The organism is Pseudidiomarina taiwanensis, assembly GCF_003987435.1.
In the GTDB taxonomy this organism is placed as follows: Bacteria; Pseudomonadota; Gammaproteobacteria; order Enterobacterales; family Alteromonadaceae; genus Pseudidiomarina; species Pseudidiomarina taiwanensis.
In genome coordinates this window covers 39,432-65,425 of the sequence record NZ_PIQG01000003.1, presented here as the reverse complement: position 1 = coordinate 65,425, position 25,994 = coordinate 39,432, and the positions used below count along the sequence as shown (strand labels likewise).

The 25,994-nt window shown below is 51.1% G+C and carries 20 protein-coding genes; 15 read left to right on the top strand and 5 right to left on the bottom strand.

The window, feature by feature from the left end; translation table 11 throughout:
• Window positions 1-4: 4 nt before the first annotated feature.
• The gene (gene argS, locus CWI83_RS07035) at window positions 5-1,747 is read right to left on the bottom strand and encodes an arginine--tRNA ligase (protein ID WP_126827542.1); all 1,743 of its coding nucleotides are present in this window, start codon (window positions 1,745-1,747) and stop codon (window positions 5-7) included.
• A gap of 63 nt (window positions 1,748-1,810) precedes the next feature.
• Window positions 1,811-4,015 carry a primosomal protein N' gene (gene priA / locus CWI83_RS07030; protein ID WP_126827540.1) on the bottom strand — a complete coding sequence of 735 codons (2,205 nt, stop codon included), beginning with the start codon at window positions 4,013-4,015 and terminating at the stop codon, window positions 1,811-1,813.
• 149 nt (window positions 4,016-4,164) lie between these two features.
• Between priA and rpmE the strand changes: the two genes are divergently transcribed.
• From rpmE to CWI83_RS07015, 3 genes are all read left to right on the top strand, one after another.
• Entirely contained in the window at window positions 4,165-4,383 is a 219-nt protein-coding gene (gene rpmE / locus CWI83_RS07025) for a 50S ribosomal protein L31 (protein WP_126827538.1), read from the top strand.
• A 303-nt stretch (window positions 4,384-4,686) separates the two neighbouring features.
• Complete coding sequence (locus CWI83_RS07020) at window positions 4,687-5,940, top strand: malic enzyme-like NAD(P)-binding protein (protein ID WP_126827536.1); 1,254 nt, start codon at window positions 4,687-4,689, stop codon at window positions 5,938-5,940.
• A gap of 64 nt (window positions 5,941-6,004) precedes the next feature.
• Window positions 6,005-8,428 carry an ATP-binding protein gene (locus CWI83_RS07015; protein WP_126827534.1) on the top strand — a complete coding sequence of 808 codons (2,424 nt, stop codon included), beginning with the start codon at window positions 6,005-6,007 and terminating at the stop codon, window positions 8,426-8,428.
• Here CWI83_RS07015 and CWI83_RS07010 read toward each other — a convergent pair.
• Window positions 8,393-8,827, bottom strand: a complete 435-nt coding sequence (locus tag CWI83_RS07010) for a response regulator (protein WP_126827532.1) — start codon at window positions 8,825-8,827, stop codon at window positions 8,393-8,395. The two genes, CWI83_RS07015 and CWI83_RS07010, sit on opposite strands and share 36 nt — an antisense overlap.
• A 166-nt stretch (window positions 8,828-8,993) precedes the next feature.
• Here CWI83_RS07010 and argC point away from each other — a divergent pair, with 166 nt between their 5' ends.
• From argC to argH, 5 genes are read left to right on the top strand one after another with little or no spacing between them, the layout of a single operon-like run.
• A complete protein-coding gene (argC, locus tag CWI83_RS07005; protein ID WP_126827530.1) occupies window positions 8,994-10,034 on the top strand; it encodes an N-acetyl-gamma-glutamyl-phosphate reductase in 1,041 nt (346 codons plus the stop codon).
• Window positions 10,031-10,813: an acetylglutamate kinase gene (gene argB, locus CWI83_RS07000; protein WP_126827529.1), complete on the top strand. Its 783-nt coding sequence runs from the start codon at window positions 10,031-10,033 to the stop codon at window positions 10,811-10,813. Before argC ends, argB begins: the two co-directional genes overlap by 4 nt.
• A gap of 41 nt (window positions 10,814-10,854) precedes the next feature.
• On the top strand, window positions 10,855-11,763 hold the full coding sequence (argF, locus tag CWI83_RS06995; RefSeq protein WP_126827527.1) for an ornithine carbamoyltransferase: 909 nt from the start codon (window positions 10,855-10,857) through the stop codon (window positions 11,761-11,763).
• A 2-nt stretch (window positions 11,764-11,765) separates the two neighbouring features.
• Window positions 11,766-12,986 carry an argininosuccinate synthase gene (locus tag CWI83_RS06990; protein ID WP_126827525.1) on the top strand — a complete coding sequence of 407 codons (1,221 nt, stop codon included), beginning with the start codon at window positions 11,766-11,768 and terminating at the stop codon, window positions 12,984-12,986.
• A complete protein-coding gene (gene argH, locus CWI83_RS06985; protein ID WP_126827523.1) occupies window positions 12,983-14,824 on the top strand; it encodes an argininosuccinate lyase in 1,842 nt (613 codons plus the stop codon). The genes CWI83_RS06990 and argH overlap by 4 nt, the downstream gene beginning before the upstream one ends.
• Here argH and metJ read toward each other — a convergent pair.
• On the bottom strand, window positions 14,819-15,148 hold the full coding sequence (gene metJ, locus CWI83_RS06980) for a met regulon transcriptional regulator MetJ (RefSeq protein WP_126827521.1): 330 nt from the start codon (window positions 15,146-15,148) through the stop codon (window positions 14,819-14,821). The two genes, argH and metJ, sit on opposite strands and share 6 nt — an antisense overlap.
• 207 nt (window positions 15,149-15,355) lie before the next feature.
• On the opposite strand from metJ, the gene metL reads away from it, so the two are divergent.
• Window positions 15,356-17,827 carry a bifunctional aspartate kinase/homoserine dehydrogenase II gene (gene metL / locus CWI83_RS06975; protein WP_126827519.1) on the top strand — a complete coding sequence of 824 codons (2,472 nt, stop codon included), beginning with the start codon at window positions 15,356-15,358 and terminating at the stop codon, window positions 17,825-17,827.
• Here the strand turns inward: metL and CWI83_RS06970 are convergent.
• Window positions 17,824-20,283 carry a penicillin-binding protein 1A gene (locus CWI83_RS06970; RefSeq protein WP_126827517.1) on the bottom strand — a complete coding sequence of 820 codons (2,460 nt, stop codon included), beginning with the start codon at window positions 20,281-20,283 and terminating at the stop codon, window positions 17,824-17,826. The genes metL and CWI83_RS06970 overlap by 4 nt on opposite strands.
• A gap of 205 nt (window positions 20,284-20,488) precedes the next feature.
• Here CWI83_RS06970 and pilM point away from each other — a divergent pair, with 205 nt between their 5' ends.
• From pilM to aroK, 6 genes are all read left to right on the top strand, one after another.
• Window positions 20,489-21,559 carry a type IV pilus biogenesis protein PilM gene (pilM, locus tag CWI83_RS06965; RefSeq protein WP_126827515.1) on the top strand — a complete coding sequence of 357 codons (1,071 nt, stop codon included), beginning with the start codon at window positions 20,489-20,491 and terminating at the stop codon, window positions 21,557-21,559.
• A complete protein-coding gene (locus CWI83_RS06960) occupies window positions 21,547-22,113 on the top strand; it encodes a PilN domain-containing protein (protein ID WP_126827513.1) in 567 nt (188 codons plus the stop codon). Before pilM ends, CWI83_RS06960 begins: the two co-directional genes overlap by 13 nt.
• A complete protein-coding gene (locus CWI83_RS06955; RefSeq protein WP_126827511.1) occupies window positions 22,110-22,706 on the top strand; it encodes a type IV pilus inner membrane component PilO in 597 nt (198 codons plus the stop codon). The genes CWI83_RS06960 and CWI83_RS06955 overlap by 4 nt, the downstream gene beginning before the upstream one ends.
• Window positions 22,703-23,245, top strand: coding sequence for a pilus assembly protein PilP (locus CWI83_RS06950; protein WP_126827509.1), 543 nt, complete (start codon window positions 22,703-22,705; stop codon window positions 23,243-23,245). The genes CWI83_RS06955 and CWI83_RS06950 overlap by 4 nt, the downstream gene beginning before the upstream one ends.
• The gene (locus CWI83_RS06945; RefSeq protein WP_241969903.1) at window positions 23,245-25,326 is read left to right on the top strand and encodes a type IV pilus secretin PilQ; all 2,082 of its coding nucleotides are present in this window, start codon (window positions 23,245-23,247) and stop codon (window positions 25,324-25,326) included. Before CWI83_RS06950 ends, CWI83_RS06945 begins: the two co-directional genes overlap by 1 nt.
• A 127-nt stretch (window positions 25,327-25,453) precedes the next feature.
• Window positions 25,454-25,972 (top strand): shikimate kinase AroK, encoded by a 519-nt coding sequence (gene aroK, locus CWI83_RS06940; protein WP_126827507.1) that lies wholly within the window; start codon window positions 25,454-25,456, stop codon window positions 25,970-25,972.
• The last annotated feature ends 22 nt before the right edge of the window (window positions 25,973-25,994 follow it).

The following is a 25,994-nucleotide window of genomic DNA, read 5'->3' as shown; positions in this document are numbered from 1 at the left end:
CTAATTACATCTTCTCGAGGGTATCAATACCAAGCAGCGCTAACCCTTGTTGCAAGGTTTTAGCGGTTAATGCGGCCAACTTCAAGCGGCTTTGTTGTTGCTCAGTGGATTCGGCCGCGAGAATCGGACAGGCTTCATAGAAGCTTGAAAACGCCCCGGCTAATTCGAACAAATAACCACAGAGGAAATGCGGCATAGCTTTATTCGCCACCGTATGCACCACTTCATTGAAGCGCACGAGCAGGTTAGCAAGTGCTTGCTCTTTTTCATGCTCAAGAACAAAGCTACCGGTCAAAGCATTGCGCTCTACGCCGGCTTTGGCAAACACACTATTAACGCGGGTATAGGCATACAGCAGATACGGAGCGGTATTGCCCTCGAAGCTGAGCATCGTATCCCAATCAAAGATGTAATCGCTGGTGCGGTTCTTACTTAGATCGGCATATTTCACCGAGCTGATGCCAATGACTTTCGCAATATGCGCTTGCGTCTGGGCATCGAAATCCTGATTTTTACTTTGCACCAACGCAAGTGCGCGTTTCTCTGCTTCATCGAGCAAATCTGCCAGCTTGGTCACACCGCCATCGCGACTCTTATACGGCTTACCGTCTTTACCCATCACGGTACCGAAACCATAGTGGTCCATTTCGAGATCTTGGCGAGCGAATCCGGCTTTCTTGGCAAGGGTGAAAATTTGCTGGAAGTGCAAGCCTTGGCGCTGATCAACAAAGTACATCAGTTGATCGCCATGCAGCACATTTTGACGGTACCGTACGGCGGCAAGATCCGTGGTGGCGTATAAGTAACCGCCTCCTGATTTTTGCACAATCACCGGCAGTGCTTCGCCTTCTTTGTTCTTAAATTCATCTAAAAAGACACACTTCGCGCCTTGGTCTTCCACCAACAACCCTTGCGCATCAAGATCAGCAATCACTTGCGGTAAATCATCGTTGTAGGCACTTTCGGCCATCACGTCGCCGCGTTGCAGGGTCACCCCTAAGCGGTCATAAACTTCTTGGCAGTGACTTAACGAAACCTCGATAAATTGTTGCCATAAGGCCCGACACTTCGCATCTCCACCTTGCAACGCAACAACCAATTCACGCGCGCGGTTGGCAAATTCAGGGCTTTCATCGAAGCGCTTTTTCGCCGCTTTATAGAAGGTCTCAAGGTTGGTGAGCTCAAGCTCCATGGTGGCGGCGTCGAGCTCTTCCATGTGTGCCAGCAGCATCCCAAACTGGGTGCCCCAATCGCCGACGTGGTTCTGGCGGATCACGGTATGACCGAGGAACTCAGCCGTGCGCACCACAGCATCGCCAATAATCGCTGAGCGCAAGTGACCCACGTGCATTTCTTTGGCCAGGTTAGGTGACGAATAATCGACCACGATCCGCTTCGCTTGCGCAGCTGGCTCAACCCCCACTTTAGGGTCTTGATAGGCGTGTTCGAGCTGCTCGAGGAGTTGTGCTTGGCTGACCGTAAAGTTAATGAAGCCAGGACCAGCGATTTCGGCTTTGGCCACCACTTGGTTGTCCGGTAAGGCCGCAATGAGAGCTTGCGCCAGTTCGCGCGGATTTTTCCCCGCAGGCTTGGCCAGCATCAGCGCTAAATTAGTGGCAAAGTCGCCATGGCTTTTATCACGAGGGCGGTCGAGTTGGATCCGCGGGCTTAACTCCGCCGGTAAAATCTGTTGTTGCTGTAACGACGCCACCGCGTCTGCTAAAAGGGATTCTAACTGCTCTTTCATCGACCAACCTACACGTATCAAAAGGGATCAAAAGCCAGGGACATACAATAGGCTGCAAGTTTACTACGTTACGTCCTGCGGATCGACGTCTAAAGACCATCTGACCCGCCGCAATTCGGGCAGATCTTCTAGTTGCGGCAGAATATGTCGCAATAACTGACTGCGCAGCGCTCGAGTATCGCATTGCAGCCACAACTGCCAACGATATTTACCGGCGCGGCGTTCAAGTGCAGCCGGCAAAGGTCCAAGCAAGAGAATATCTGGACGTTCTGGAATCAACCGAGCAATCGCTTGCAGTGCCTGTTGAACCAGTTCGACCTGAGTTGCCTCAGCGCGAAATAGCGCCAATTGTGAGTAGGGCGGTAGTTGCACTGCTTGCCGTTCTTGCAACGCGGTTCGGGCAAAATGGCTGTAACCGTTGTTGACTAAGTCTTGAATCAACTCGTGTTCCGGATGATGGGTTTGCAACACCACAGTGCCCGGTTTACTGGCTCGTCCAGCCCGCCCCGCAACTTGAGTGAATAATTGGCCGAGCCGTTCAGCCGCCCTAAAATCACTGCTATAAAGCGCCCCATCCACATCCAACAAGGCCACTAAAGTCACGTCTGGAAAATGGTGACCTTTGGCCAGCATTTGGGTACCGACTAAAATCGGATAACGATTTTCGGCAGCGGCTTCAAGGTGTGCACTCAAGGCCCCCTTACGGCGGGTGCTATCGCGATCAATTCTAAGTACCGGATAGTCAGGAAAACGCTCAGCCAGAACCTGCTCAAGTTGTTCTGTCCCCACTCCACGGCCGATCAGTTGAGTTGAACCACAGTCATGACATTGCGCTGGAATGCGCTGCTCACTGCCACAGTGATGACAAATTAATTGGCCGCGCCCCTGATGCACTGTGTAGTGTGCGCTGCAGCGCTTACATTCGGCCAACCAACCACACTCATGACAAAGCAGCGCTGGAGCAAACCCGCGCCGATTTAAAAAGAGCAAAACTTGGTTGCCTTGCTCGAGTTCGGCCTCGACTAATTTCAGTAAGGGTTGCGATAACCCCGCTTGCAAGGCCAAGCCTTTAATATCGAGGACCACATGGCGAGCAGGCTTGGCGGCGCCAGCCCGCTTTTGTAACCGCAACCAAGCATAACGTTGGCGCTGGGCATTACTTAAGGTCTCAAAAGAGGGGGTGGCACTGCCTAAAATAACGGGCACATGCTCATGTTGGCCTCTCACTACCGCAAGGTCACGCGCATGATAACGGAACCCTTCATGTTGCTTGAGCGAGCTATCGTGCTCTTCATCAACGATGATCATGCCAAGTTGCTCGCACGGTGTGAAAATTGCCGATCGTGTTCCAATAATGATGGCGGCGCTGCCGTTACGCGCATCAAGCCAGGCATCGAGGCGCTCGCGATCCGTCAAGGCAGAGTGCAGCATCACAATCGGCACCGCAAAACGCTTTTGAAAACGGCGTAAGGTTTGTGGGGTCAAGCCAATCTCAGGCACCAACACCAACACCTGCTTACCCTGGCGCAGCACTTGCGCCATGGCTTGTAAATAAACTTCGGTTTTACCCGAGCCGGTCACCCCATCCAGTAAATAGGTTTGGGGTTTAGGAGCTGCGGCGATGGCTGCTAATGCGATCGCTTGCTCGGCGTTTAAGCGCAGCGGCTCAGCACCGATTTGAAAGCGCCAATCTTTCGCTGCGGGCTCATGCTCAATCCCATCAACCAGACCTTTATCTTGCAATGCTTTCAGTGCCGACAACGAATATTCCGCCGCCACCAAGTCGCGCCGCAGCAGCGGGCGCTGTTGCAACGCAGCCAATAACTGTTGTTGTTTTGGCGCCCGCTTTAATTCATCTAATGCGAGCTGTTGCCCACTTACCGTGGGCGTATAGCGCGTGGTGGTTTGATAGCTGGCCGCTGCCCCTTGTCGTAACAGTACCGGCATCGCTTGCTGTAACACATCCCCGGTAGGATGCTGGTAGTAATCCGCAGCCCACTCCAAAATCGCCCATAAGGGTTTCGGCCAGAGTGACGCGTCATCTAGAATTTCAACAATTGGCTTTAACGCAAAGGTTTCATCGGCGCGCTGTTGATAACGCTCAACGGCAATACAAACCCCAACCATTTGCCGCCGTCCAAAGGGTACGAGCACGCGCGCACCCACCTGCGGCCGCTCGCTTGCCGTGTAATCGAAACAGCGATAAAGCGGGACCGGAAGTGCCACAGAAACTCGATAGTCTAGGTTGGCGTGCTGTGCTTTGGTCATGATCGGCTATTGTGCGGTGCGAACTCAGTTCACGCAAGCTTGATCAGTGGCGCGCTTTAGGCTAATATGCGCGCCTATTTTTCGACTAACCACGTATGGTGTTCGACTTCGGGTCGGATGGCGATACGGCCTAACTGAGGTAACCCCAAATGAAACAAGGTATTCATCCTAATTATTCAGAGATGAAAGTTAGCTGCTCATGTGGCCACTCTTTCGTCACTCACTCAACTCGCGGCGGCGAATTGCACTTGGACGTCTGTTCAGAGTGTCACCCATTCTACACTGGTAAACAGCGTATCATGGACACCGGTGGTCGCGTTGACAAATTCAACAAGCGTTTCAGCGTGTTGGGTAAGAAAAAGTCTTAATAAAATAAGACTCTTTACACCGAATTTTAAAAAAGGCGCCAAAAGGCGCCTTTTTTTATGGCCTACATCTCTATCACCCCGATTTTTATTGAATTTATCGATGGTGGCAATTCACACAATTGAAAATATCTTGGGTTCGATAAAGCCTATAATAACGATTAATGATGATATCAAGCAGGTATGATCTGTTGATCGCCGAAGAAGCGCTACAATAGCGATTATTCAGTAGCGTGATATTCGCTATACTGCTATGTTTATTTCACTCTCGTAGATTCGTTTGTAGAAAAAAGGACGCCAATTTTCATGTCAGACTTTCGTCAACAGGCACTGGATTACCACGCCCTCCCAACGCCTGGGAAAATCACCATTGAGATCAGCACCCCAGCTGAAACCCATAAAGATTTGGCTCTTGCTTATAGTCCCGGAGTGGCCGAACCTGTTCGCGCGATCGCCGAAAATCCCGATGATGTCTACAAATACACCGCAAAAGGAAATCTCGTCGCGGTCATTTCAAATGGCACCGCAATTTTGGGGCTTGGCAATCTTGGTCCGATGGCGTCCAAACCTGTGATGGAAGGGAAAGCACTGCTGTTTAAACGCTTTGCTGATATCGATTCGATTGATATTGAAGTGACGCACACCACGACCGCGGAATTTATTAATACCGTTGCCAATATTGCCGACAGCTTTGGCGGCATTAACCTTGAAGACATCAAAGCACCAGACTGTTTTGAAATTGAACAAAAGTTGATTGAACGGTGCCAAGTCCCGATTTTTCATGATGACCAGCATGGCACCGCAATTGTCACCGCAGCCGGTTTGTTAAATGCACTTGAAGTGCAAGGTAAAGATATTGCCAAAGCACAAATCGTCTGCTTAGGTGCTGGCGCTGCGGCAATTGCGTGTATGGAATTGCTGATCAAATGCGGGGCTCAACGCGAGCATATTTACATGCTCGATTCCAAAGGCGTGATTCACACCCGCCGTGACGACCTTAATGCTTACAAAGCTTTGTTTGCCAATAACACAGACAAACGCACACTTGCCGATGTTATCGATGAAGCGGATGTCTTTATTGGCGTCTCTGGACCTGACTTACTGCCAGCAGATTTGCTCGCGCGGATGGCCCCCAACCCTGTGGTGTTTGCCTGCTCGAATCCTGATCCGGAGATCAAACCGGAACTTGCCCGAGCGACGCGTGATGATGTGATCATCGCTACCGGGCGTTCGGACTACCCAAACCAAGTCAATAATGTGCTGTGTTTTCCGTTTATCTTCCGTGGTGCACTTGATGTACGCGCTCGCATGATTAACGACGAGATGAAGTTAGCAGCGGTCGAGGCCATTCGCACCCTAGCAAAAGAGCCTGTACCCGAAGCGGTATTAGTGGCAGCAGGGGTTGAAAAGCTCGAGTTTGGCCGTGAGTACATTATTCCAAAACCACTTGATCCACGTTTGAAACCTCGGGTTGCGAAAGCTGTTGCAGAGGCCGCGGTGGCGTCTGGCGTTGCACGCATTCAAATGCCGCTGAACTATATGATGGCAGCAGAAGCTTAAATAACTCGAACTTCACCCTAGGTATCTCTATACTAAACAAATTGTTACTGGGTGATTTAAGTTTATGAAACGGATCGTAAATCGGGAACGTCAACCTCGCTATTGGGTGATGGCAAGCCTGTGGGCGCTTGCCATTATTGCGAACTTGTTCCCGCTACCTTTTTTCGACCCAGATCAAATTTATGTTGGCAATGCCTTCGCCATCGTCGCAGCACTGATTTATGGCTTGCCATTCGGTTTGCTCGTGTCGGTCACGGCAAATAGCCTCACCTATTTAAACTTCGAACATTTTCTGGTCGTTCCAATTTTTGCGCTTGAAGTCGCTATTTTCTATATCGCCTTGCGCCGCCAACGCAGCATCTTATTGTGGCCGATGATTTATTGGCTATCTTTGGGCTGGCCACTGGTCTATGCGATTTATAATTTTGTTGGGCTTGGTTATGCCGAAGAATTGGTGCAAGGCATTACCATTAAATATTTGCTGAATGGCCTTTTTAATACGATTCTCGCGTTTTCAGTATTCCATCTGCTGCGCGCCTTTCGCATCGAGCCAAGAGTTCATTTCAGTAATAGTGTCAAAACCATTTTGTATAACTTCGGTTTGGTTTGTATTTTATTCCCCGCCTCGATACTGACCTATTTTTGGCTGCAGTCTGTGAATACGTCCCTTTATGATTCGGCCCGCAAGAGCGTTGCAAGTGCTGCGGCAGGATTGCAAAACGAACTCAATGGCTTTTTACAATCGCATCTAACTGCCTTGCAACAAGCCTCAGCGCAATTTGCAGCAGACGTAAGTAACGACGATCTGCAACGCGCGCTCAAGGCAGTTCATTTGCAGTACGATAATTTTGCGACTTTGCTCGCCACCGACACGCGCGGTAATGTGCTCTCAGCAAGCCCAGCAAGTTTGCTGGAGCAAGCCCCGGTTGGCACCGATAGTTTCAATGTCGCTGATCGCGAGTACTTTTGGCAGATTATGGCCGGCGAGCCGAGTTTTATCTCCGGTGCTTTTCGCGGGCGCGGATTCGGGACCCATCCAATTGTTGCGCTATCCGTGCCTTACTATCGGCAAGGTCAACTTGCGGGGATCTTGGAAGGTTCACTGAATTTACAGAAGCTCTCAGGTTTGTCTGATCGTTTACCGAGCCCTGAAGCGCGCTACATGATCATCGACGCTAATGACACGATCGTTTTTGCTAGCCCACAGATGCAAATTCCAAGTCTTGCGCAAGCGCGGGACTATCCGATTACCAGCATTAACCAAGTCAGCGGCGGTGAACGCTTTAGTGATTACGGCGACGATTTAGTCATCATTGAACAGGCTCAGCTAGACGGCCTTAATTGGCGAATTCTAGTTTTACAATCAGCTTCCAGCTATGAGCAACAGCTTAACCAATATGTCTCGGTCTCATTTGTGATCCTCGCCTTCATGCTCGTCGTGGGGGTACTTTTAGTCTCAAGTTTGTCGCGCTGGTTCTTACTTCCACTAAGCAACTTTCAAGAACGTTTGCGTGGCACAATCGAGCGTAATGCCTTTAAAGAGCTGCAAAATGTTAAACCAGGTTCAGCAACTTATGTGGTCGAACTGCGCCAGCTCGAGCAAGACTTTATTAGCTTTGCGGAAGTAATTGTTCGCACCATGTCAAACCTGACCCTTACGGCAGATCACAATAAACGCCTCAATAGTAAATTGACTCAAGTCAATCAAGAACTCGAACAGCGGGTATTAGAGCGCACTCAAGATCTGAACGATGCGCTCGAAAAAGTAAAGGAAGCGAGTGATGCGAAAGCACAGTTCTTCGCCAATATGAGCCATGAGATTCGCACCCCGCTGCACGCGATTATTGGTCTGACTGATGTGCTGCGGATCTATAACAAAGAGCCCGAGTTTGATGAGAAATTAGAAATTATTGCGACTTCAGCTCGACAGTTGATGGACCTACTGAATGACTTGCTCGATTTATCCGCGCTGGACTTCGGTAAGTTTAAATTGAACATTGAAGAAGTGAACATCCGCCAACAGGCTCAGGCAACCGAGCGACTCTATCAGTCGTTAGCTGAGCAACAGCACCTTACTTGGACGGTCGCGGTCTCTAACAATGTGAACCAAACCATTGTGACGGACCCGCAGCGGGTGAATCAAATCCTTAATAATTTGATCAGTAACGCATTTAAATATACGGATTCGGGTTATGTGCGACTGCGGATTCACCAAGACGACTTGAACCAAAAGTTAGTGATCACCGTTGCTGATTCTGGGACGGGTATGACGCCTGATGTGGTCGCAAAAATCTTCGACCCATATCAACGCGGCACACTCTCCACAAATAATGAAATTAAAGGAACTGGGCTTGGACTTGCGATTGTTGGCGAGTTGGTGACCTTATTAGGTGGTGACATCAGTTGCTCGAGTAAGCTCAACCACGGCACCACCTTTAAAGTCCGCCTACCGCTATCGGGTGAGCACTTTGGTCATCTTGTCGAGTAACTCATAGCGGGTAAAAGGTTTAATCACAACCGCTTCAGCACCATGGAACAAGCTAACTTCCGGGCCTTTCGGGGCCGCTTGGGTGCCTGTTACAACAATGATTGGGGTCCGCTTTTTGAGGTTTGCTTCTTCAAATTCGCGGATACCGATAATTGCATCTTCACCAGACATTTTGGGCAAGTTAATGTCCATCAACACCACATCAAAATCGTTAGTCGCAAATTGCTCGAGCGCTTCCTCACCCGTACCAACCGCAACGCAGTCCACTCCCTCTTGTTCAACAATGAAACTGGTCATGCGCTGGCTCACTTGATGGTCTTCAACCAATAGAATTTTTCGCCCTTTAAGGACATCTGCGTTAGTCGGTAAAAATGATTTACGTTTCCGCTGAAAAGCCATTTTATTTCTCTTTCTAAATGTGACGATTGATATATGTGCTCTAATTTAGAATGTGGATAAGGTTTGAGCAAGCAAAAACACTCAAAATAACGACTATTTATGCTTGATTCGTGCATTTTTATGCAATAAAATAATTTTGTCGCATTTTGAGTCAGGTATCATCGTCGTGCACCAAGAAAAATCCATCGAAATCCCCTGCGCAGTATGGGGCGCGAGTGGCTATAGTGGCGTCGAGCTCAGTTGGCTCTTGCACCAACACCCTAGGTTTAAACTGACTCATTGCTTTAGTTCAGGCGCACGTGAAGCGGTTCCTCTCGCGAACCTTTATCCGCAATTACAGGGGCGTTGCGAGGTATTATTGGAGCCTTGGCATGCACACTTACTTGATGATGTTGCCAAGCAAGTGCGCGTGTGTTTTCTTGCCTTACCCCACGAAGTCAGTGCCCAGTTAGCACCGCAATTGATTGCCCGCGGTCTTGTCGTATTTGATCTCTCTGGCGCGTTTCGATTGACCGACGTAGCCGAACATGAGCGTGCGTATGGTTTCGTGCGCCCGCCAGGCATTGGTGAAACCCCTTATGCCCTTGCTGAGTATCTCACCTTGAGCGGCTCTGAGTCCCTCATTGCGGTACCCGGGTGCTACCCAACCGCGGCGACCCTTGCTGCAAAGCCTGTGCTTGAGCTTAAAACACCTCATTCAGCGGTTATGGTGAATGCCGTAAGTGGTACGTCTGGGGCAGGTCGGGCGGCGAGTCTGAAAACCAGTTTCTGTGAGGTGAGTTTGCAAGCTTACGGGGTTGGCAGTCATCGGCACCAACCTGAAATCGCACAAAACCTTGGCTGTGACGTGGTCTTCGTCCCACACCTAGGTGCCTTTAAACGGGGCATACTTGCAACTGTTTACGTGCAAGTGGGGACTGATGTGACCGCTGCGATGGTCGACGAAGCGTTCGATTTTGCTTATATGGATTCGCCGCTGGTGCGCTTGTGTTGGCAACAAACGCCTGCTCTGCAGCAGGTGGTCGGCACGCCATACTGCGATATCGGTTGGCAACTGGTGCGTTCTGCAAACAGTCAAACCATTGTCATCACCGCGGCCATCGATAACTTATTGAAGGGTGCAGCGAGTCAGGCCTTGCAAGTCGCAAACCGCTACTTTGGTATGCCTGATAGCACCGGTCTACTGAATCGGAGTGCGGTGCTATGAACCTACTCCAGTTACCTACAGCGCTCGTTATTAAACTCGGCGGGCGGGCTTTAGACGATATGCAGGCCTTACAGCCACTGCTGAAAACCGTGCTCAACATCCAGCAAAGTCGCCCTGTGGTGCTGGTGCATGGGGGTGGCGATCAAGTGTCAGCCTTACTCGCACAACTTGGTTTGAGCAGCGAAAAAGTTGCCGGGCAGCGCGTTACGCCTGCCGCACATATTCCCTATATTGCCGCAGTATTAGCTGGCGATGTGAATAGTCAGCTTACCGCGCTTGCTCAGCAGCTTGGTCTGCGCAGTGTCGGTTTGCCATTATTCGCGGGCGGCAGCACCTATGCCAACGTCGACGCCAGTCGCGGCGCTGTAGGTATCCCGCAACCCGGCGATAAACAATTACTTGTTAGCTTGCTCGAGCAAGGCTACTTGCCGGTGATGAGCTCACTCGGTCTGAGTCGCGATGGCCAACGGCTAAATTGCAACGCAGATCTTGCTGCTGCATGCATTGCTGAACTGCTGGATGCGGATCTGGTGTTATTAACCGATGTCGCCGGCATTCTTGATCAGCAACAACAACTTATTTCTTCCATCAATGCTGCCCAAGCCGCCCACTACATTGAATCCTCGGTGGTCCGCGATGGCATGCAAGTCAAACTCGAAGCAGCACTGGCGGTCGCGCAAAAGTCGCGACGAAGTATCGCGGTGGCGAGTTGGCAAGACCCTCAAGCATTACTTGATTTAGCTGAAGGTCGCGCCGCTGGCACCCGCATCGAATTCTGATTTCGACCTATTTTTTAGCGCATTTTATAAGAGAATTTTCCATGCAAGATTTATTGAAGATGGCGGACTTAAGCGCCACTGAAACAGCTCAGATTTTACAACTGAGTCACACCATCAAACAGCGCCCAAGCGCCTATGCAACGGCTTTGCAGGGCAAGAGTATTGCGCTGCTATTTGAGAAACCTTCGCTGCGCACGCGGGCGAGCTTTGCCGCAGGTATTAACCGCCTCGGTGGCCACAGTATTTATCTTGATGGTGCCAATATCATGGGCAGCCGCGAGCCGGCCAGTGACGTCGGCGCAAACCTCGCGCTTTGGCACGATGCGATTGTGGCGCGGGTTTATCATCAAGCTACGTTGACTGAGCTTGCCGAAGCCTCACCGAAACCTGTGGTGAATGCCTTGAGTGATGTCTGCCACCCCTGCCAAGCCATGGCCGACTTGCTGACCTTGCAAGAACAATTCGGTGACCTAAACTCAGTGCAGCTGACTTACATCGGCGATGGCAATAATGTGGTGCAAGCTTTGATGGCGGGTGCTGCACTCACTGGCCTGAATTTACAGGTGATTACTCCGTCTGGTTATGCACCTGATCCAGCAATAACCGCTGCTGCACAAGCGCAAGCACAGCAAAGTGGTGCTGAAATTACCGTGCTCCACGACTTAAGTGCAGCCAGCAAGACGGATGTCATTTACACCGATACATGGTTCTCAATGGGACAAGAACGCGACAGTAATCAAGTGATGACGGACTTTGCCCCATATCAGGTCAATAGCCAGCTGATGAAACAACTCGGTGCGCAGTACTTTATGCACTGCTTACCGGCTTATCGCGGGCGCGAAGTCACGCCAGAAGTACTGGATGGACCGCAATCTTTGGTGTTGCAGCAAGCGGAAAACCGCTTACATGCACAAAACGCAATTTTAGTTACCCTTCTTGCAGGAGTCTGAGCATGAAATCGTCTGTTAAAAAAGTTGTCCTCGCCTATTCTGGTGGCTTAGATACCTCCGCGATTGTGCCGTGGTTAAAAGAAAATTATGACTGTGAAGTGGTCGCCTTTGTGGCCGACGTAGGCCAAGGGGAAGCAGAGCTCGAAGGCGTTGAAGCGAAAGCGATTGCCTCTGGCGCGAGCAGTTGCCATATCGTTGATTTGAAAGAGCGCTTTGCCAAGGAAGTCATTTATCCCACCTTGAAAACCGGCGCAATTTACGAGGGCCAGTATCTACTTGGGACGGCCTTAGCACGACCACTGATTGCTGAGGCGCAAGTCGAAGTTGCGAAAAAAGTCGGTGCCGATGCGCTCGCCCATGGCTGTACCGGTAAGGGTAACGACCAAGTTCGCTTCGAGTCAGCGTTTGCCGCACTTGCGCCTGAGTTAACGGTCATCGCCCCATGGCGGGAGTGGAGCATGCGCTCACGGCCTGAATTGCTGGCCTATTTAACTGAGCGCAACATTCCGTGCTCTGCTTCGATCACCAAAATTTACAGTCGTGATGCGAATTTGTGGCATATTTCGACCGAAGGTGGCGAGCTTGAAGACCCGTGGAATCCACCTTCGGCGCAAGTTTGGACCTGGACCACTGATCCTGAGCAAGCGCCAGATCAAGCGCAAAACCTGATGCTGAGTTTCGCTAACGGTGAGCTGACCGCTATTGATGGCACCCCTTATGCGCCGGTTGCGGCGATTGAACACCTTAATCACGTCGCTGGTGCGCATGGTGTGGGGCGTTTGGATATGGTCGAAAACCGCTTGGTCGGAATGAAATCACGGGGCTGTTACGAAACTCCAGCAGGAGCGGTGTTGATGGCGGCATTGCAAGGACTTGAAAGTCTCGTATTAGATCGCTCAGTACTGGATTATCGGATCCGCTTAGGTCATGAGTTTGCTCAGCTCATGTACGACGGGCGTTGGTTCACTCCACTCCGCCACGCCATGCTGGCGGCGGCCGAAAGCATTGCTGAACCGCTTACTGGCGATGTGGTGGTGAAGCTCTATAAAGGGACCGTTACGGTGACCCAGAAGCGTTCACCGAATAGTTTGTACTCAAGTGCATTTGCGACCTTTGATGAAGATGAGGTGTATAACCAGCAACATGCCGAAGGCTTTATTCGCCTTTATAGTCTTGCGAGTCGGATCCGTGCCTTACACCAGCAAGCCGGAGAACAGTCATGAGCTTGTGGGGTGGCCGTTTCAGTGAACCCAGCGCGGCTGAGTTCAAACACTTTAACGACTCATTGCGGTTTGATTATGTGCTCGCACCCTATGATCTGCAGGCTTCACGGGCGTGGGCCAATGCGCTGCATCAAGCAGAGTTATTGAGCCAAGATGAAAATGCCGCACTGCAACGCGCACTCGCGGAGTTGCAACAAGCAGTTCAGGCAAATCCTGAACTGCCATTGAGTACCGATGCGGAAGATATTCACAGCTGGGTGGAAGCCCAGCTGATCGAGAAAATCGGGGATACCGCCAAGAAATTGCACACCGGACGCAGCCGCAATGATTTGGTCGCGACTGACTTGCGTCTGTATTGCAAGAAGCAAGCCGAGCAAATCTTGGCGGCAAACTTAGCCGCAATCGAGGCCTTGGTCGGCTTTGCCGAGCAGTATTACGATGCCATGTTACCGGGCTACACCCACTTGCAGCGGGCCCAGCCGATTACTGCTGGGCATTGGGCGCTGGCCTATGTGCAGATGTTGCAGCGTGATGTCATCCGCTTGCGCGAAGCGATTCGCCGGATCGATATTTGCCCGCTCGGCAGTGGCGCTCTAGCGGGTACCACAGCTGCGCTTAATCGCGAGGCTTTAGCACACGAACTGGGCTTTCGACATGCCAATGACAATAGCCTTGATGGGGTTTCAGATCGCGATTTTGCACTGGATTTACTCAATGTTGCAGCAACCGGGATGGTCCATCTATCGCGTATTGCCGAAGACTTGATCTTTTATTGCTCGGGCGAATCAGGTTGTTTCAGCATGAGCGACCGCATCAGTAGCGGCTCGAGCCTGATGCCACAAAAGAAAAACCCTGACCTATTTGAATTGCTGCGCGGTAAAGCAGGGCGAGTGATTGGCCATCAGCATGCCCTGCAGATGACTTTAAAAGGGCTACCACTGGCGTACAACAAAGATATGCAAGAGGACAAAGAGGGCCTATTTGATGCCTTGCAGACCTATTTGCAGTGTCTAAGCATGTTGGCGTTTGCCATTCCTGAAGTCACCGTGCAGCGCGAGCATGCCGCGAAACAAGCGGCGCTCGGTTATAGCAATGCGACTGAATTGGCTGATTATCTCGTCAGTAAGGGGATTCCATTTCGCGATGCGCATCATCTAACCGGCGTTGCGGTGGTGAAAGCTCAGCAACAACAACTCCCGCTCGAGCAAATGCCGTTGACTGAGCTACAACACATCAGTGCGGTGATTAGCGATGACGTTTACGCATGGTTGGATTTAAGCTACGGCCTGAATCAGCGCTGCGCTCAGGGCGGTACTGCTCCGGCAGCAGTTAAAGTAACTTTGAAGCACGCTAAAGATTGGCTCCACGCGGCTGAAGCTGCAAGCAAGCATATCCGCCAAGCGCGCCTATCTGATGTCGACAAAATCGTCGAATTAACGACGTATTGGGCGGAAAAAGGCGAGAACTTGCCGCGATCTCGCGAAGATATCATGCAGGCCATTCACACCTTTGCGGTGGCGGAAATCAATGACCAAGTGATGGGTTGTGCAGCCTTGTATGTCTATTCTACTGGGCTAGCAGAAATTCGTTCACTGGGCTTGTTCCCGGCCGCACAAGGGAAAGGCCTTGGCGCAGAACTGGTGGCTTGGCTTTTGTGGAAAGCGCGCGAGTTAGAAATTCAGCGCGTGATCGCGTTAACCCGCGTGCCGGACTTTTTCGAGAAGCTGAAATTCAAGCTCACCTCGAAAGATAAGCTACCGGAAAAAGTCATGAAAGATTGCGAGTTATGTCCACGTAAGCACAACTGTGACGAAGTAGCGCTCGAGTATCGGCTATAACTCGTCAGTATCTGGATCGAGCTCGGGTAATGGCAAACCACGCCGCTCGAGCTCTTCTCGCACCGCTAACGGAATCCGCTCTGGGTTATCCTTGCGCAGGTCATCATCGGTTGGCAGTGGCTGTCCGGTAAACGCATGCAAGAAGGCCTCGCAAAGCAATTCGCTGTTGGTAGCGTGACGAAGGTTCTTCACTTGCCGACGAGTACGCTCGTCGGTGAGCACTTTCAGCACTCGAGTTGGAATCGAGACAGTGATTTTTTTCACATGTTCGCTTTTCTGCCCATGCTCCACATAGGGATAAATATAATCACCATTCCACTTCATGCTCCACCCCGTTGTTAGACTCGTTAAGCGAATACCCGCAGCTGTTGTAATGGATTGTACTGTGCTGGTGGTGACAGTCAACTTTTAGCTATCTATACGTCTTTTTTGTGAAGAATCTGTCAGTCTGCTTTATTCATTGCCCGCGCGACTCTATAATCAGCGGTATTTGTCACATTCTTGACCTAGTAGAAGGAACGCCAACGCATCATGGCATCAAGCACCGCGCCTAGCGCCGAGCAGATTCAAATCGTAGCTGACCAAGTTCAAGTGCATAAGTTTGGCGGCAGCAGTCTTGCTGATGGTTTTTGTTATCGTCGGGTGGCTCGGATTGTCACTGAATATGGCGGCGCCAGCGACTTGGTGGTGGTGTCTGCAGCGGGCGATACTACCAACCGTATTTTGGCCATTATTGATGCTCACCAGCAAGCACAGGCAACCGGCGACGGGACCGGAATTGCACAGGTGTTGCTGAACCAATTAAAAAAATACCAGCAAGGCCTGATTGAAGACTTACTCACCGGTGATCGGTGCGCCGAGATACTCGCGCAGTCCAATCACGACTTCGCGCGCTGGCAAGCTTGGCTTGATGGCAAGGAAATCATCGAACGCCGCGCGGAACTGCTGTCCTATGGTGAATTATGGTCGGCGCGACTGCTCTCTGCGTTATTGCAGCAACAGGGCTTTCAAGCGGACTACATCGATGCGCGCACCTTTTTAACCGCTGACGATGCACCCGAACCGCATATTCGCGTTGATAGTTCGCGTCGCGCCTTGCTCGAGATCATTGCTCCACGTGCGGGTACCCGCTTTGTGGTGACCGGCTTTATTTGTGCCGATCCGGATGGCAATTCATTAATTTTAGGACGCAACGGTAGTGACTACTCAGCCACGCTGATCGGTAGCTTAATCGATGCCAAGCAGGTCACCATTTGGAAAGACGTAGCCGGGGTCTACTCAGCAGATCCGCGCAAAGTGAAACGGGTTTCAAGTTTAGCCAGTCTCGATTGGCAAGAAGCCGAGGAGCTTGCTCGGCTTGGTAGCCCGGTATTGCACCCACGCACCTTCCAACCGGTCAATCGCGAGCGTATGGTGATTGCGGTTCGTTCTAGTTTAAAAGTTGAGAATCAACAAACCCGAATTGGTCAATACAGCGATGCCGAGCCACAAGGTAAAGTCCTCACGGGGCTTGGTGAAGTGGTCTTATTCCGGGTTGATATGAATAATGCTCATTTGGTGGAGCAAATCGAGGCACTGGAACTCACGCCGCTCATTAGTTGGAATGAAATTCCGCAACAGCATGCCTTTTATGCTTACCACCAGAACCATTTGGATTATATGGAGCGCTGGCTAGAGCAGTTGGAGCCAGCTGATCGCGATGCCATTACCCCGCTGTCGGGTTATTCGATGATTGCACTGGTGGGCCATCGTATTAAAGAGTGCGCGCACTATCAGACCTTTGCAGAGGAATTGAAAACCCAAACTCTGCGCCACTTTAGTGTGGCACCGGAGCAAAATTCAGCGGTCGCAATCCTCGAACAGAAACTCGATAACGGCCTGCTCAACCGAGTCCATAGTCAGCTCTTCAATTACCGCCGGAGCCTTGGCGTATTGGTGGTCGGGCGCGGCAACATTGGCTCGGCCTGGCTGGCATTATTCCGCCGCTTACGCGAGCGAATCAACGAACAAATGGATGTCCGCATCATCGGTATTTTGAATTCCAAACGGATGTGGTTCGATTACGCTGGACTTGAATTAACCGACTGGGAGCAGAGCTTTGAGCAGTTAGCACGGCCGTATGAGCTGAGTAAATTGATCCCAGAGCTAGCGAACGCCCCTTATGATGAGCTGGTGATGCTCGATTTGACCGATGCCGTAGCCGTTGCTCAGTTATATCCGAGTTTCTTTGCTAACGGCGTCCACATCATCAGTGCCAACAAGCGCGGTGGCTCAGCCGAAGAAGGTCAATACAACGAGATTCGGACGATTCAGCACGAATATAAGCGGGAGTGGTACTACAACACCACAGTGGGAGCCGGCTTACCGCTGAACTATGCCTTGAATGATTTACGCAACTCGGGGGATGAGATTCGGAGCATCTCGGGGATCTTCTCAGGTACCATGAGCTGGCTGTTTGAAAATTTCACTCCAGAGGTGAAGTTTAGTGATTTAGTCCGCGACGCCAAGCAGCGCGGTCTGACCGAACCGGACCCACGCGAAGACTTATCGTGTCAGGATATTGTCCGCAAGATGCTGATTTTAGCGCGCGAGATTGGTCTCAAACTGGATTGGCAGGATATTGATGTCGAAAGCCTACTGCCTGAACATCTAAGCGAGTTACCACTTGATGAGTTCATGCAACGCCTAGACGAAATTGATACCGACATGGCCGCTTTATATGAAGATGCCCAGCGCACGGGTAAGGTCCCACGCCTGTTAGCGAGTTTCGCTCGGCAAGATGATGAGTCGGTGCGGGCGCGGGTCGGAATTGAGTATATCCCAGAGGGCGATATGCTCGCGAATTTGATCCCCGGCGAAAATATTTTCGTGATTTATACCGACTGGTATCACGAAATGCCGCTGGTCATTAGTGGCCCGGGGGCAGGTAAAGAAGTAACTGCAGGCGGCGTCCAATCTGATTTGAATCAGCTCCTCAGCCGCCTATCACATAAAGACAGTTAGAAGATCGAATCATCGTCGCCGAAGATATTCGGCGTCGATTTTTCTTCGGCGTACTCAGTCGGCGCAGTACCCGGCAAGAAATACTCAAAGCGGGTAGTGTGATCGCTCTTGCGACTCAGTTTCCCGGTCTCCACATCGATGCGCGCAGAAACCAAACCTGGCGGCACTTCAAATGGTGCCGTTTCCACTTCTGCAATCGCCTCTTCCATGAACTTGATCCACATCGGCAAGGCGGTTTTCGCACCGGCTTCAACCCCACTTATCGGTTGCTCAGCACTGCTTAGATTCTCGTTCATGGTGGTGCGACCAAGCTCGCGCTCAAGATTGTCAAAGCCCACCCAGGCGGTGGTGACTAAACCACTAACATAGCCCGAAAACCAGGTGTCTTTGACGTCATTGGTGGTTCCGGTTTTACCGACCACTTCGCGCCCCGCTTTACGGGTAATCGGTCCTGAGCGCTGAATCCGCCACGCGGTGCCATTCCATCCGGTACGATGGGCCCAGCTGCCGCCACCCCAGACCGCCGACTTCATTGCTTCGGTCACCAAAAAGGCGTTTTGCTCAGTGATCACTTGCGGTGCTTGCACCACCTCACGCCCGCCATGATCGCAACTGGCACAGACCACCGTTGGAATCTCCCGGAATACCACCTCGCCTTCGCTGTTCTCAATCCGATCGATAAAGTAAGGCTGGACTAGGAAACCGCCATTAGCAAAGACCGCATAACCTCGCGCGACTTGTAGTGGCGTCATCGAGGCCGAGCCAAGACTGAGCGATTCGTTGCGCGGTAAGGTATCGTAATCAAAACCAAAACGAGTGAGATATTCGACGGCCTTGTTTACCCCTAAAGCCCGAATTAATCGCACCGACACCACGTTTTTCGATTTTGCCAGCGCCTCGCGAACCCGAATAGGTCCCTCGTAAACATCAGGGGAGTTACGCGGACGCCAAGCAATACCACTGCCCGGATTCCATTGGTTAATCGGTGCGTCGTTTACCAGGGTGGCTAGGGTAAAATCGTTCTCTAAGGCGGCAGAATAAATAAAGGGTTTAATGTTCGAGCCAGCTTGGCGCTCCGCCTGAATCGCACGGTTGTATTGGCTTAGACGGAAACTATACCCGCCCACTGCAGCAGCAATCGCGCCATCCTCAGGACGCAAGGCCACAATCGCAGCACCTGGCTCAGGGATCTGAGCAAGACGCCAGCCGCGGGCCGTTTCACGCACCCGAACTTGTTGGCCCACAGCGACGATCTCTGCGGCAGTTTTCGGCGCTGGACCTTGGCGCTCGTGATTAAGATAAGCGCGAGCCCAACGTAAACCCGGCCAACCTATCTCTATCTCGCTGCCGTCATCGCGCAGCACGGTGATACTTTGCTCAGCGACGGCAAGTACCGCGACCGGCTCTGTCTGACCAATACTTAGCTCCTGCGCGAGTCGAGCAATGATTTCTTCCCGACTCAAGGGGGTCGCATCAGGCTCCCACAACACGGCTTCAGGACCACGGTAGCCATGACGCTCATCATATTCATGCAGATTGTCTTGCAGAGCCCGCTGGGCAGCGCGTTGTTGGGTTGCACTCGCGGTTGTATAGACTTTAAAGCCACTGTTATAGGCGCGATCTTCGCCATACATTTCCACCATGCGGCTGCGTACCATCTCGGCCAAATAAGGCGCGCTCATGGTCACTTCCGGACCGTGGTAGCGGGTTTTCACAGGTTCAGCGAGTGCCGTACGATATTGTGTCTCGGTGATAAAGTTCTCAGCCAGCATCCGCCCAAGTACGACGGCCCGACGCTCTCGCGCCCGCTCAGGATTTGAAATCGGGTTCATGGTCGAGGGCGCTTTCGGGAGTCCAGCGATCATGGCCATTTGGCCAAGGGTTAGCTCGTCAATGTTTTTACCGTAGTAAACCTGCGCAGCAGCGCCTACACCGTAAGCACGATTACCAAAGGTAATTTTATTGAGGTACAACTCGAGAATTTCATCTTTGCTCAGCGCAGCTTCAAGTCGCAGCGAAATAAAGGCTTCTTTGACTTTACGGGTAAAGGTCTGATCAAGCGTCAAGAACACGTTTCGGGCCAACTGCTGGGTGATGGTACTGCCACCACCTTGAATCTCACCCGAGCTGACGAGTAAAAATAAAGCGCGCGCAACGCCAATAGGGTCAATGCCGAAATGATCGTAAAAGCGTTGGTCTTCGGTTGCCAGAAATGCATCAATCAACGGTTGCGGTATTTCTTCTAAGCGCAGCGGAATACGTCGAATTTCACCAAATTGGGCAATCAACTCGCCATCAGCAGAGTACACCTGCATCGGCGTTTGCAGCCGAACATCGCGAATTTCTTCGACAGTTGGCAGGTCATCTTTCATGATGAAATACAGGATCACGACCGTCAGCAGTCCTAGAACTCCGACGACGCCTGTCACCCATAGCACTCGTTTCAGTAATTTCAACGCTTTGCCCCTTGTCCGCGAGCCTTGCCAGTTGCCTCTAATAAGTTCATATTATACGCAGATATGGTCGAAATCATGAAGTGTATTGTGGAAGTCAAAGCCATCGAGTAAAGACCTTTGCACTATCCTTACATTTCAGCGTAATATGACGTTCGGCATATTATGATATGAATATCATGCCAAAAACAGAATTTGGGAGAGCATTATGGGGTTGTTTGGTCTGGGTAAGGCGCCCGGCCTTGGTGTTGATCTATCGGTCGACACCATCAAAGCGCTAGAGCTGACTGCGCATGGTGAGAGCTACACCATCAGTCAGTTGGCCGAGCTGCAATTGCCAGAAAACCTGATCACCGAAGACGACATTACTGATGTGGAGCGCCTTGGTAAGCAACTCGAAAAGTTGCGGAAAAAGCTCGGCAGCAAATCCAAACAAGTCGTCGCAGCGGTATCGGGCAATCAAGCGATCTCAAAACAAATTGCGGTCTCAGCAGATCTCGACGATGAGGCCATCGCTGAGAAAATTGAAGCAGAAGCTGAAGCCTTGATTCCCTTCCCGATCAACGAAGTTCGTTACGACTTTGAAAGTCTCGGACCCCATCCAAGCCTTGCCGGTCAACAGCGCGTGCTCGTGACCGCAACCCGCACGGTCACAGTCGACACGCGAGTTGAAGCACTTGAGCAAGGTGGTTTTGAGGTGAAAATCATGGATGTGGATACGCAAGCTATTCTCCGCGCTTGTAATCACTTGCTGCCTCATCTCGCCCCAGACTTGGTCGATAATGAACAACCTCTGCTGATCATCGATTTGAGCGTGACCGGTTTGCACATGATGATTGTCGAACAGGGTGAAATTAGTTATACCCGCTATCAATCGGAAGGACTCGAGCGGCTATTTAATGGCCTGGACGAAGACAAAAGCATCTCGCACAGCGAGTTGTTTGCGAAGTTTCGAGCCAATGAGCTTGATGGTTTCCCAGAGTTATTTATCGCGGATTACTTAAGCGGCTTGTGGACGCAAATAAGTCGTGGGGTGCAGCTTTACAAAAATAATCTACTCGAGGCGGGTTTTGCGGCAATGGTGGTGGTGAATAGCGGAGCCATGGTCCCAGCCGTGCTAGAGACGCTTAAGAGCAATGTGCAGTACCCTGTTCTGCCATTGAACCCGTTTGATCATTTTGAGCTGCCAGAGAGTTCAGCGCATCTCCATCCACACGGCCCCCGCTTCGTTGAAGCATTAGGTCTCGCACTGCGGAGCTTTACTCCATGGCACACGTAAATCTATTGCCATGGCGCGAGATGGCAGAACAACGCGCGAAAAAACGCTTCGGAATTCAAGCTGGGGTGGCGGTTGTCATCGCTTTGATCGCCGTTTCGTTGAGTTATGTCGTGGTGGATAACCTGAAGCAGGCGCAGCAAACGCGGAATAAATATCTGCAAGACCAAATTACCATTATGGATGGCAAAATTGCGGAAATTCAGCGTATTAACCAGAAAAAAGCAGAGATTTTGAATCGCATGAAGCTGATCCAGTCGCTGCACCAAGATCGCAACACTGCGATTCGTATTCTGAATGAGCTCGCTGAACGCACCCCCAGTGGTGTCGCCCTTGAAAATGTCGAGAAGCGTGATGACATGCTGGTCATCGGAGGAAGTACCGTCTCCAACCAAGCGGTCGCAGAGTTTCTTCGTGCACTGCGCGCATCGCCGTTGTTTGAAAACCCTGAGTTACGCCAGGTCGTTGCAGATAAGGCCGCCGAGCGCAATGAACGCAACAGCAAGTTTGTGCTATCAGTTACCCTGGTTGAAGTTGTAGAGGAGGCAAATCCATGAGTTTCTCCGCAGACCAACTGAAAGAACTTGATATTAACGACTTGCCGTTCTGGCCTCGACCATTTCGGCTAATCGCCCACGCAATTATTGCCATCGCAGTGATGGTCGGTGGCTATTATTTTATTATCGCTGACCAATGGACGGCCTATCAAAAAGCTGTTGCGCAGGAATCGACACTTAAAGATGAATATCGCAGTAAATACCTTACCGCGGTCAATTTACCGAAGTATCGTGAGCAGCTTGAACAGCTTAATACAGACCTCGAAACCCTATTAGCCATGCTGCCAAACACCGATGAAACACCAAAGTTGCTCGATGATATTACCTTGGTGGGCACTAAAGTTGGCTTGCGCTTTGATCGGATCGAATGGCTCCCCGCTGAATCGCGCGATTTCTATACCGCACTACCGATGCGCATCGAGTTGAAAGGAGATTATCACCAAATTGGCCAATTTATCGGTGATATCGCGAGCTTACACCGCATCGTTAGCGTGACCAACTTCACTCTCCGCTTCAATTCGATGGGGGATAATTTGACCCTCAACTTGAATGCGGAAACCTATCAACAACAGACCTTGAGGGCGCAACCATGAAGCCTTTGAAGTTTGTGCTGATAGCAACGATCGGATTATTACTCGGTGGCTGTAGCCAAGCGAACTTAAGCGACTTACAAGCCTACACTGCAGAGGTGCAACAACTGCCCGCGCCGCCGTTACCTCCTGCGCCAGAAATCCCAGAATTAGAGCGCGTCAGCTACAGTGGTAAGCAGGCACGCGACCCATTTATTCAAACCGCGATGCGAGCGCAAACCCAAACGATAAGTGCGGCAAGCTGTCCACAGCCCAATGTGCGCAGAGTTCGGCATCCACTCGAGAGCTTTGCTCTAGACCAACTGACGTTCTCGGGCACGATTCGTAACGGCGATGATGGCTATCTCGCCCTATTGATTTCAAATGAGGGTCGCCTTTATCGCGTCAAGCGCGGCGACTACATTGGCATCGACCAAGGTGAAGTCATCGCGATTTCGCCTGATCAAATTGTCCTTAATGAGTGGATATCGACTGGCGATGGCTGCTGGCAACGCCGCGAAACCAAGATTAACCTGCTGACTGCGCAAGGGAGTTCAGAATAATGAAGTTTATTTATCGAATCCTAATGGTTGTGACTGTATTACTGCCATTATCGGTTGCGGCAAACCAACTGCAGCGGGTTGAACAAATTGGTTTAAGCGACAAGCGCTTTAATCTCGAAGCACACTTCAGTCAGCGGGTTGATGCGCCGGTTGTGCGTCGTAGTAGCGACCCGCTGGTGCATGAATTTTTGTTGTTAGGCACGGCCAGCGATTATGCCGAAGGTACCCTAGATGTAGGTCGTCACCCACTGCTGGATTCTGTTTCCATCGAGCGTCAGCGTGAAGACTTACTGGTGCAAGTGCGGACGAAGCAGCCGGTCGAACACCTACTGAGTCGCTCTGATAAGGTGATGGTTTTGGTTTTCGTCGCCGCGGATCTAGCTAACGCCAAAACAGCTCAAGCAGCACCTCGCCAAGCACCAGCGCAAGAGCCTGCAAAGCAGCCAACCGCCGCTGTTGAGCCAGAACAAGTTGCCCAAGTGACCACTCGCTCTGCGCAGCCTGTCGCTAACTTTTCTACTCAGGTAACGGATATTAACTTTATGCGGGGCTTGGACGATAGCGGTCGTTTAAGTATCGCAGTTTCTGACCAGGTTGAGCACCAAGTGCAAGCGCGTGGTGAAAGCCTCGAGTTGACCCTATATGACGTCACCTTGCCGGACGATCTTTTGTACGTCTTAGACGTTAGCCAATTTGCGACGCCAATCGCCAATATTGAGACCTTCCGTGAACAAGATGACGTCCGTATTGTCTTGCGCGGTAAAGCTCCATTCGTGCATCAGCTCGAGCAAGTTGGCGAGCAACTGGTACTGACGTTACGTGACCGTGCCGCCTTAATGGCAGAGCAAGCTGGCGCAAACGATAGCCAGCCGATCTCGCTCAATTTCCAGGACGTGCCAGTACGCCAGTTACTGCAAATTCTTGCCGACGAGAACAACCTCAACCTCGTCGCAAGTGAATCTGTCACCGGCAATATCACCCTGCGCCTTGAAAATGTTCCGTGGGAGCGCGCCTTAGCCACTATCTTGCGCGTTCGTGGTTTAGATAAGCGAATTGACGGCAATATTTTGATTGTGGCGCCATCGGATGAACTCGCCGACCGTGAAGCGGCGCAACTTGAAGCGTCGCAGCGTTTGGCAGAGCTTGCTCCACTAACCAGTGCTTATATTCAAGTAAACTATGCAAAAGCGAGTGAAATTGCAGGGATCTTACGGACCGATAGTTCAGACCTATTGTCGTCACGCGGCGCTGTAACCGTCGATGACCGCACCAATACCTTGTTGGTTCGTGATACTGAACGGCAAATCGAGATTGTCGAACAAATGGTGCGTGCGCTTGATGTGCCCGTAAAACAGGTCATTATTGAAGCACGGATGGTGACTGTGCGCGATAATATCAGTGATGAACTGGGGATCATGTGGGGCTTGAGCAATCCTGAAGTCGCTCCAGATGGGATTGTACCGGCAGGGACGGGGACCGATACCAGTGGTTTCTATAACGTCAACTTACCGATTGCGAACCCGGCGGCCACGTTCGGATTCCAAGTTGCCAAACTCTCCGATGGCCGCTTACTTGACCTTGAACTTTCGGCTCTAGAGCGCGAGAACAAAGGTGAAATCATTGCCAGTCCACGGATTACCACGGCCAACCAAAAGTCGGCTTATATCGAGCAGGGGACTGAGATCCCGTATGTTGAGAGTGCCTCTTCTGGAGCAACCTCGGTGCAGTTCAAAAAAGCGGTGTTGGGGCTCGAGGTCACACCACAAATCACTCCTGATAATCGCGTTATCTTGGATTTGGTGATCACCCAGAATACCCGAGGGGATACCGTTTCTACGCCAACTGGCCCGGCAGTGTCGATCGATACCCAAGAAATTGGCACCCAAGTCTTGGTTGAAAACGGCGAAACGATTGTGCTTGGCGGAATTTATCAACAGCAAATTCTGAACGATATTTCGAAAGTTCCGCTGCTAGGTGATATTCCCTATGTGGGGGTATTGTTCCGTAATGAGAGCCAAATTAACGAAAAACGCGAATTGTTGATTTTTGTTACACCTCGAATCGTGACAGAAATGCCTTAGTTCTTGCTTAAAAAGTTGTGACTTGCGATAATCCGCCCACTTTTTTATTGGTTGGTTTAAGGAAGGTCAAAAGACACTCCGGATTCCGTGAGTCACAGCTATTTTAACGAGTGATGTAAGCAACAACATGGCTGAAAAACGTAATATTTTCTTAGTTGGCCCCATGGGGGCAGGCAAAAGCACCATCGGGCGTCAATTAGCACGCCAACTCCATCTCGAATTCTACGATACTGATGCTGAAATCGAACGCCGTACCGGTGCAGATATTGCGTGGGTATTCGAGCTCGAGGGAGAAGAAGGCTTCCGTGCTCGTGAAGAGAAAGTCATCGAAGAGTTGACCGAATTAAGCGGTATCGTGCTTGCCACCGGCGGTGGTTCGATCCTCAGCAAAGAGAGCCGTAATCGCCTCTCAGCCCGCGGGATTGTTGTTTACCTGCAAACCACTATCGACAAGCAAGTGGCGCGCACCCAGCGTGATAAACGTCGACCACTGATTGCCGAAGCAGATAATCCGCGTGAAGTGCTTGAAAATCTTGCTGAAGAGCGTAATCCTTTGTACGAAGAGATTGCCGATGTGACGGTTCACACCGATGACCAGGGCGCGAAAGTCGTGGTCGATGAAATTATTGAAAAAATCGGGCTGTAGGAGGCTACAGCTCACTAGCTAA

What these genes read in the sequence shown, in the direction of transcription:
- rpmE (WP_126827538.1), top strand. Translation starts at nt 4,165, where the DNA reads ATGAAACAAGGTATTCATCCTAATTATTCAGAGATGAAAGTTAGCTGC.
- CWI83_RS06990 (WP_126827525.1), top strand. Translation starts at nt 11,766, where the DNA reads ATGAAATCGTCTGTTAAAAAAGTTGTCCTCGCCTATTCTGGTGGCTTA.
- argH (WP_126827523.1), top strand. Translation starts at nt 12,983, where the DNA reads ATGAGCTTGTGGGGTGGCCGTTTCAGTGAACCCAGCGCGGCTGAGTTC.
- CWI83_RS06950 (WP_126827509.1), top strand. Translation starts at nt 22,703, where the DNA reads ATGAAGCCTTTGAAGTTTGTGCTGATAGCAACGATCGGATTATTACTC.
- pilM (WP_126827515.1), top strand. Translation starts at nt 20,489, where the DNA reads ATGGGGTTGTTTGGTCTGGGTAAGGCGCCCGGCCTTGGTGTTGATCTA.
- argB (WP_126827529.1), top strand. Translation starts at nt 10,031, where the DNA reads ATGAACCTACTCCAGTTACCTACAGCGCTCGTTATTAAACTCGGCGGG.
- CWI83_RS07020 (WP_126827536.1), top strand. Translation starts at nt 4,687, where the DNA reads ATGTCAGACTTTCGTCAACAGGCACTGGATTACCACGCCCTCCCAACG.
- metL (WP_126827519.1), top strand. Translation starts at nt 15,356, where the DNA reads ATGGCATCAAGCACCGCGCCTAGCGCCGAGCAGATTCAAATCGTAGCT.
- CWI83_RS07015 (WP_126827534.1), top strand. Translation starts at nt 6,005, where the DNA reads ATGAAACGGATCGTAAATCGGGAACGTCAACCTCGCTATTGGGTGATG.
- metJ (WP_126827521.1), bottom strand. Translation starts at nt 15,148, where the DNA reads ATGAAGTGGAATGGTGATTATATTTATCCCTATGTGGAGCATGGGCAG.
- CWI83_RS06945 (WP_241969903.1), top strand. Translation starts at nt 23,245, where the DNA reads ATGAAGTTTATTTATCGAATCCTAATGGTTGTGACTGTATTACTGCCA.
- argF (WP_126827527.1), top strand. Translation starts at nt 10,855, where the DNA reads ATGCAAGATTTATTGAAGATGGCGGACTTAAGCGCCACTGAAACAGCT.
- CWI83_RS06955 (WP_126827511.1), top strand. Translation starts at nt 22,110, where the DNA reads ATGAGTTTCTCCGCAGACCAACTGAAAGAACTTGATATTAACGACTTG.
- priA (WP_126827540.1), bottom strand. Translation starts at nt 4,015, where the DNA reads ATGACCAAAGCACAGCACGCCAACCTAGACTATCGAGTTTCTGTGGCA.
- CWI83_RS07010 (WP_126827532.1), bottom strand. Translation starts at nt 8,827, where the DNA reads ATGGCTTTTCAGCGGAAACGTAAATCATTTTTACCGACTAACGCAGAT.
- aroK (WP_126827507.1), top strand. Translation starts at nt 25,454, where the DNA reads ATGGCTGAAAAACGTAATATTTTCTTAGTTGGCCCCATGGGGGCAGGC.
- CWI83_RS06960 (WP_126827513.1), top strand. Translation starts at nt 21,547, where the DNA reads ATGGCACACGTAAATCTATTGCCATGGCGCGAGATGGCAGAACAACGC.
- argS (WP_126827542.1), bottom strand. Translation starts at nt 1,747, where the DNA reads ATGAAAGAGCAGTTAGAATCCCTTTTAGCAGACGCGGTGGCGTCGTTA.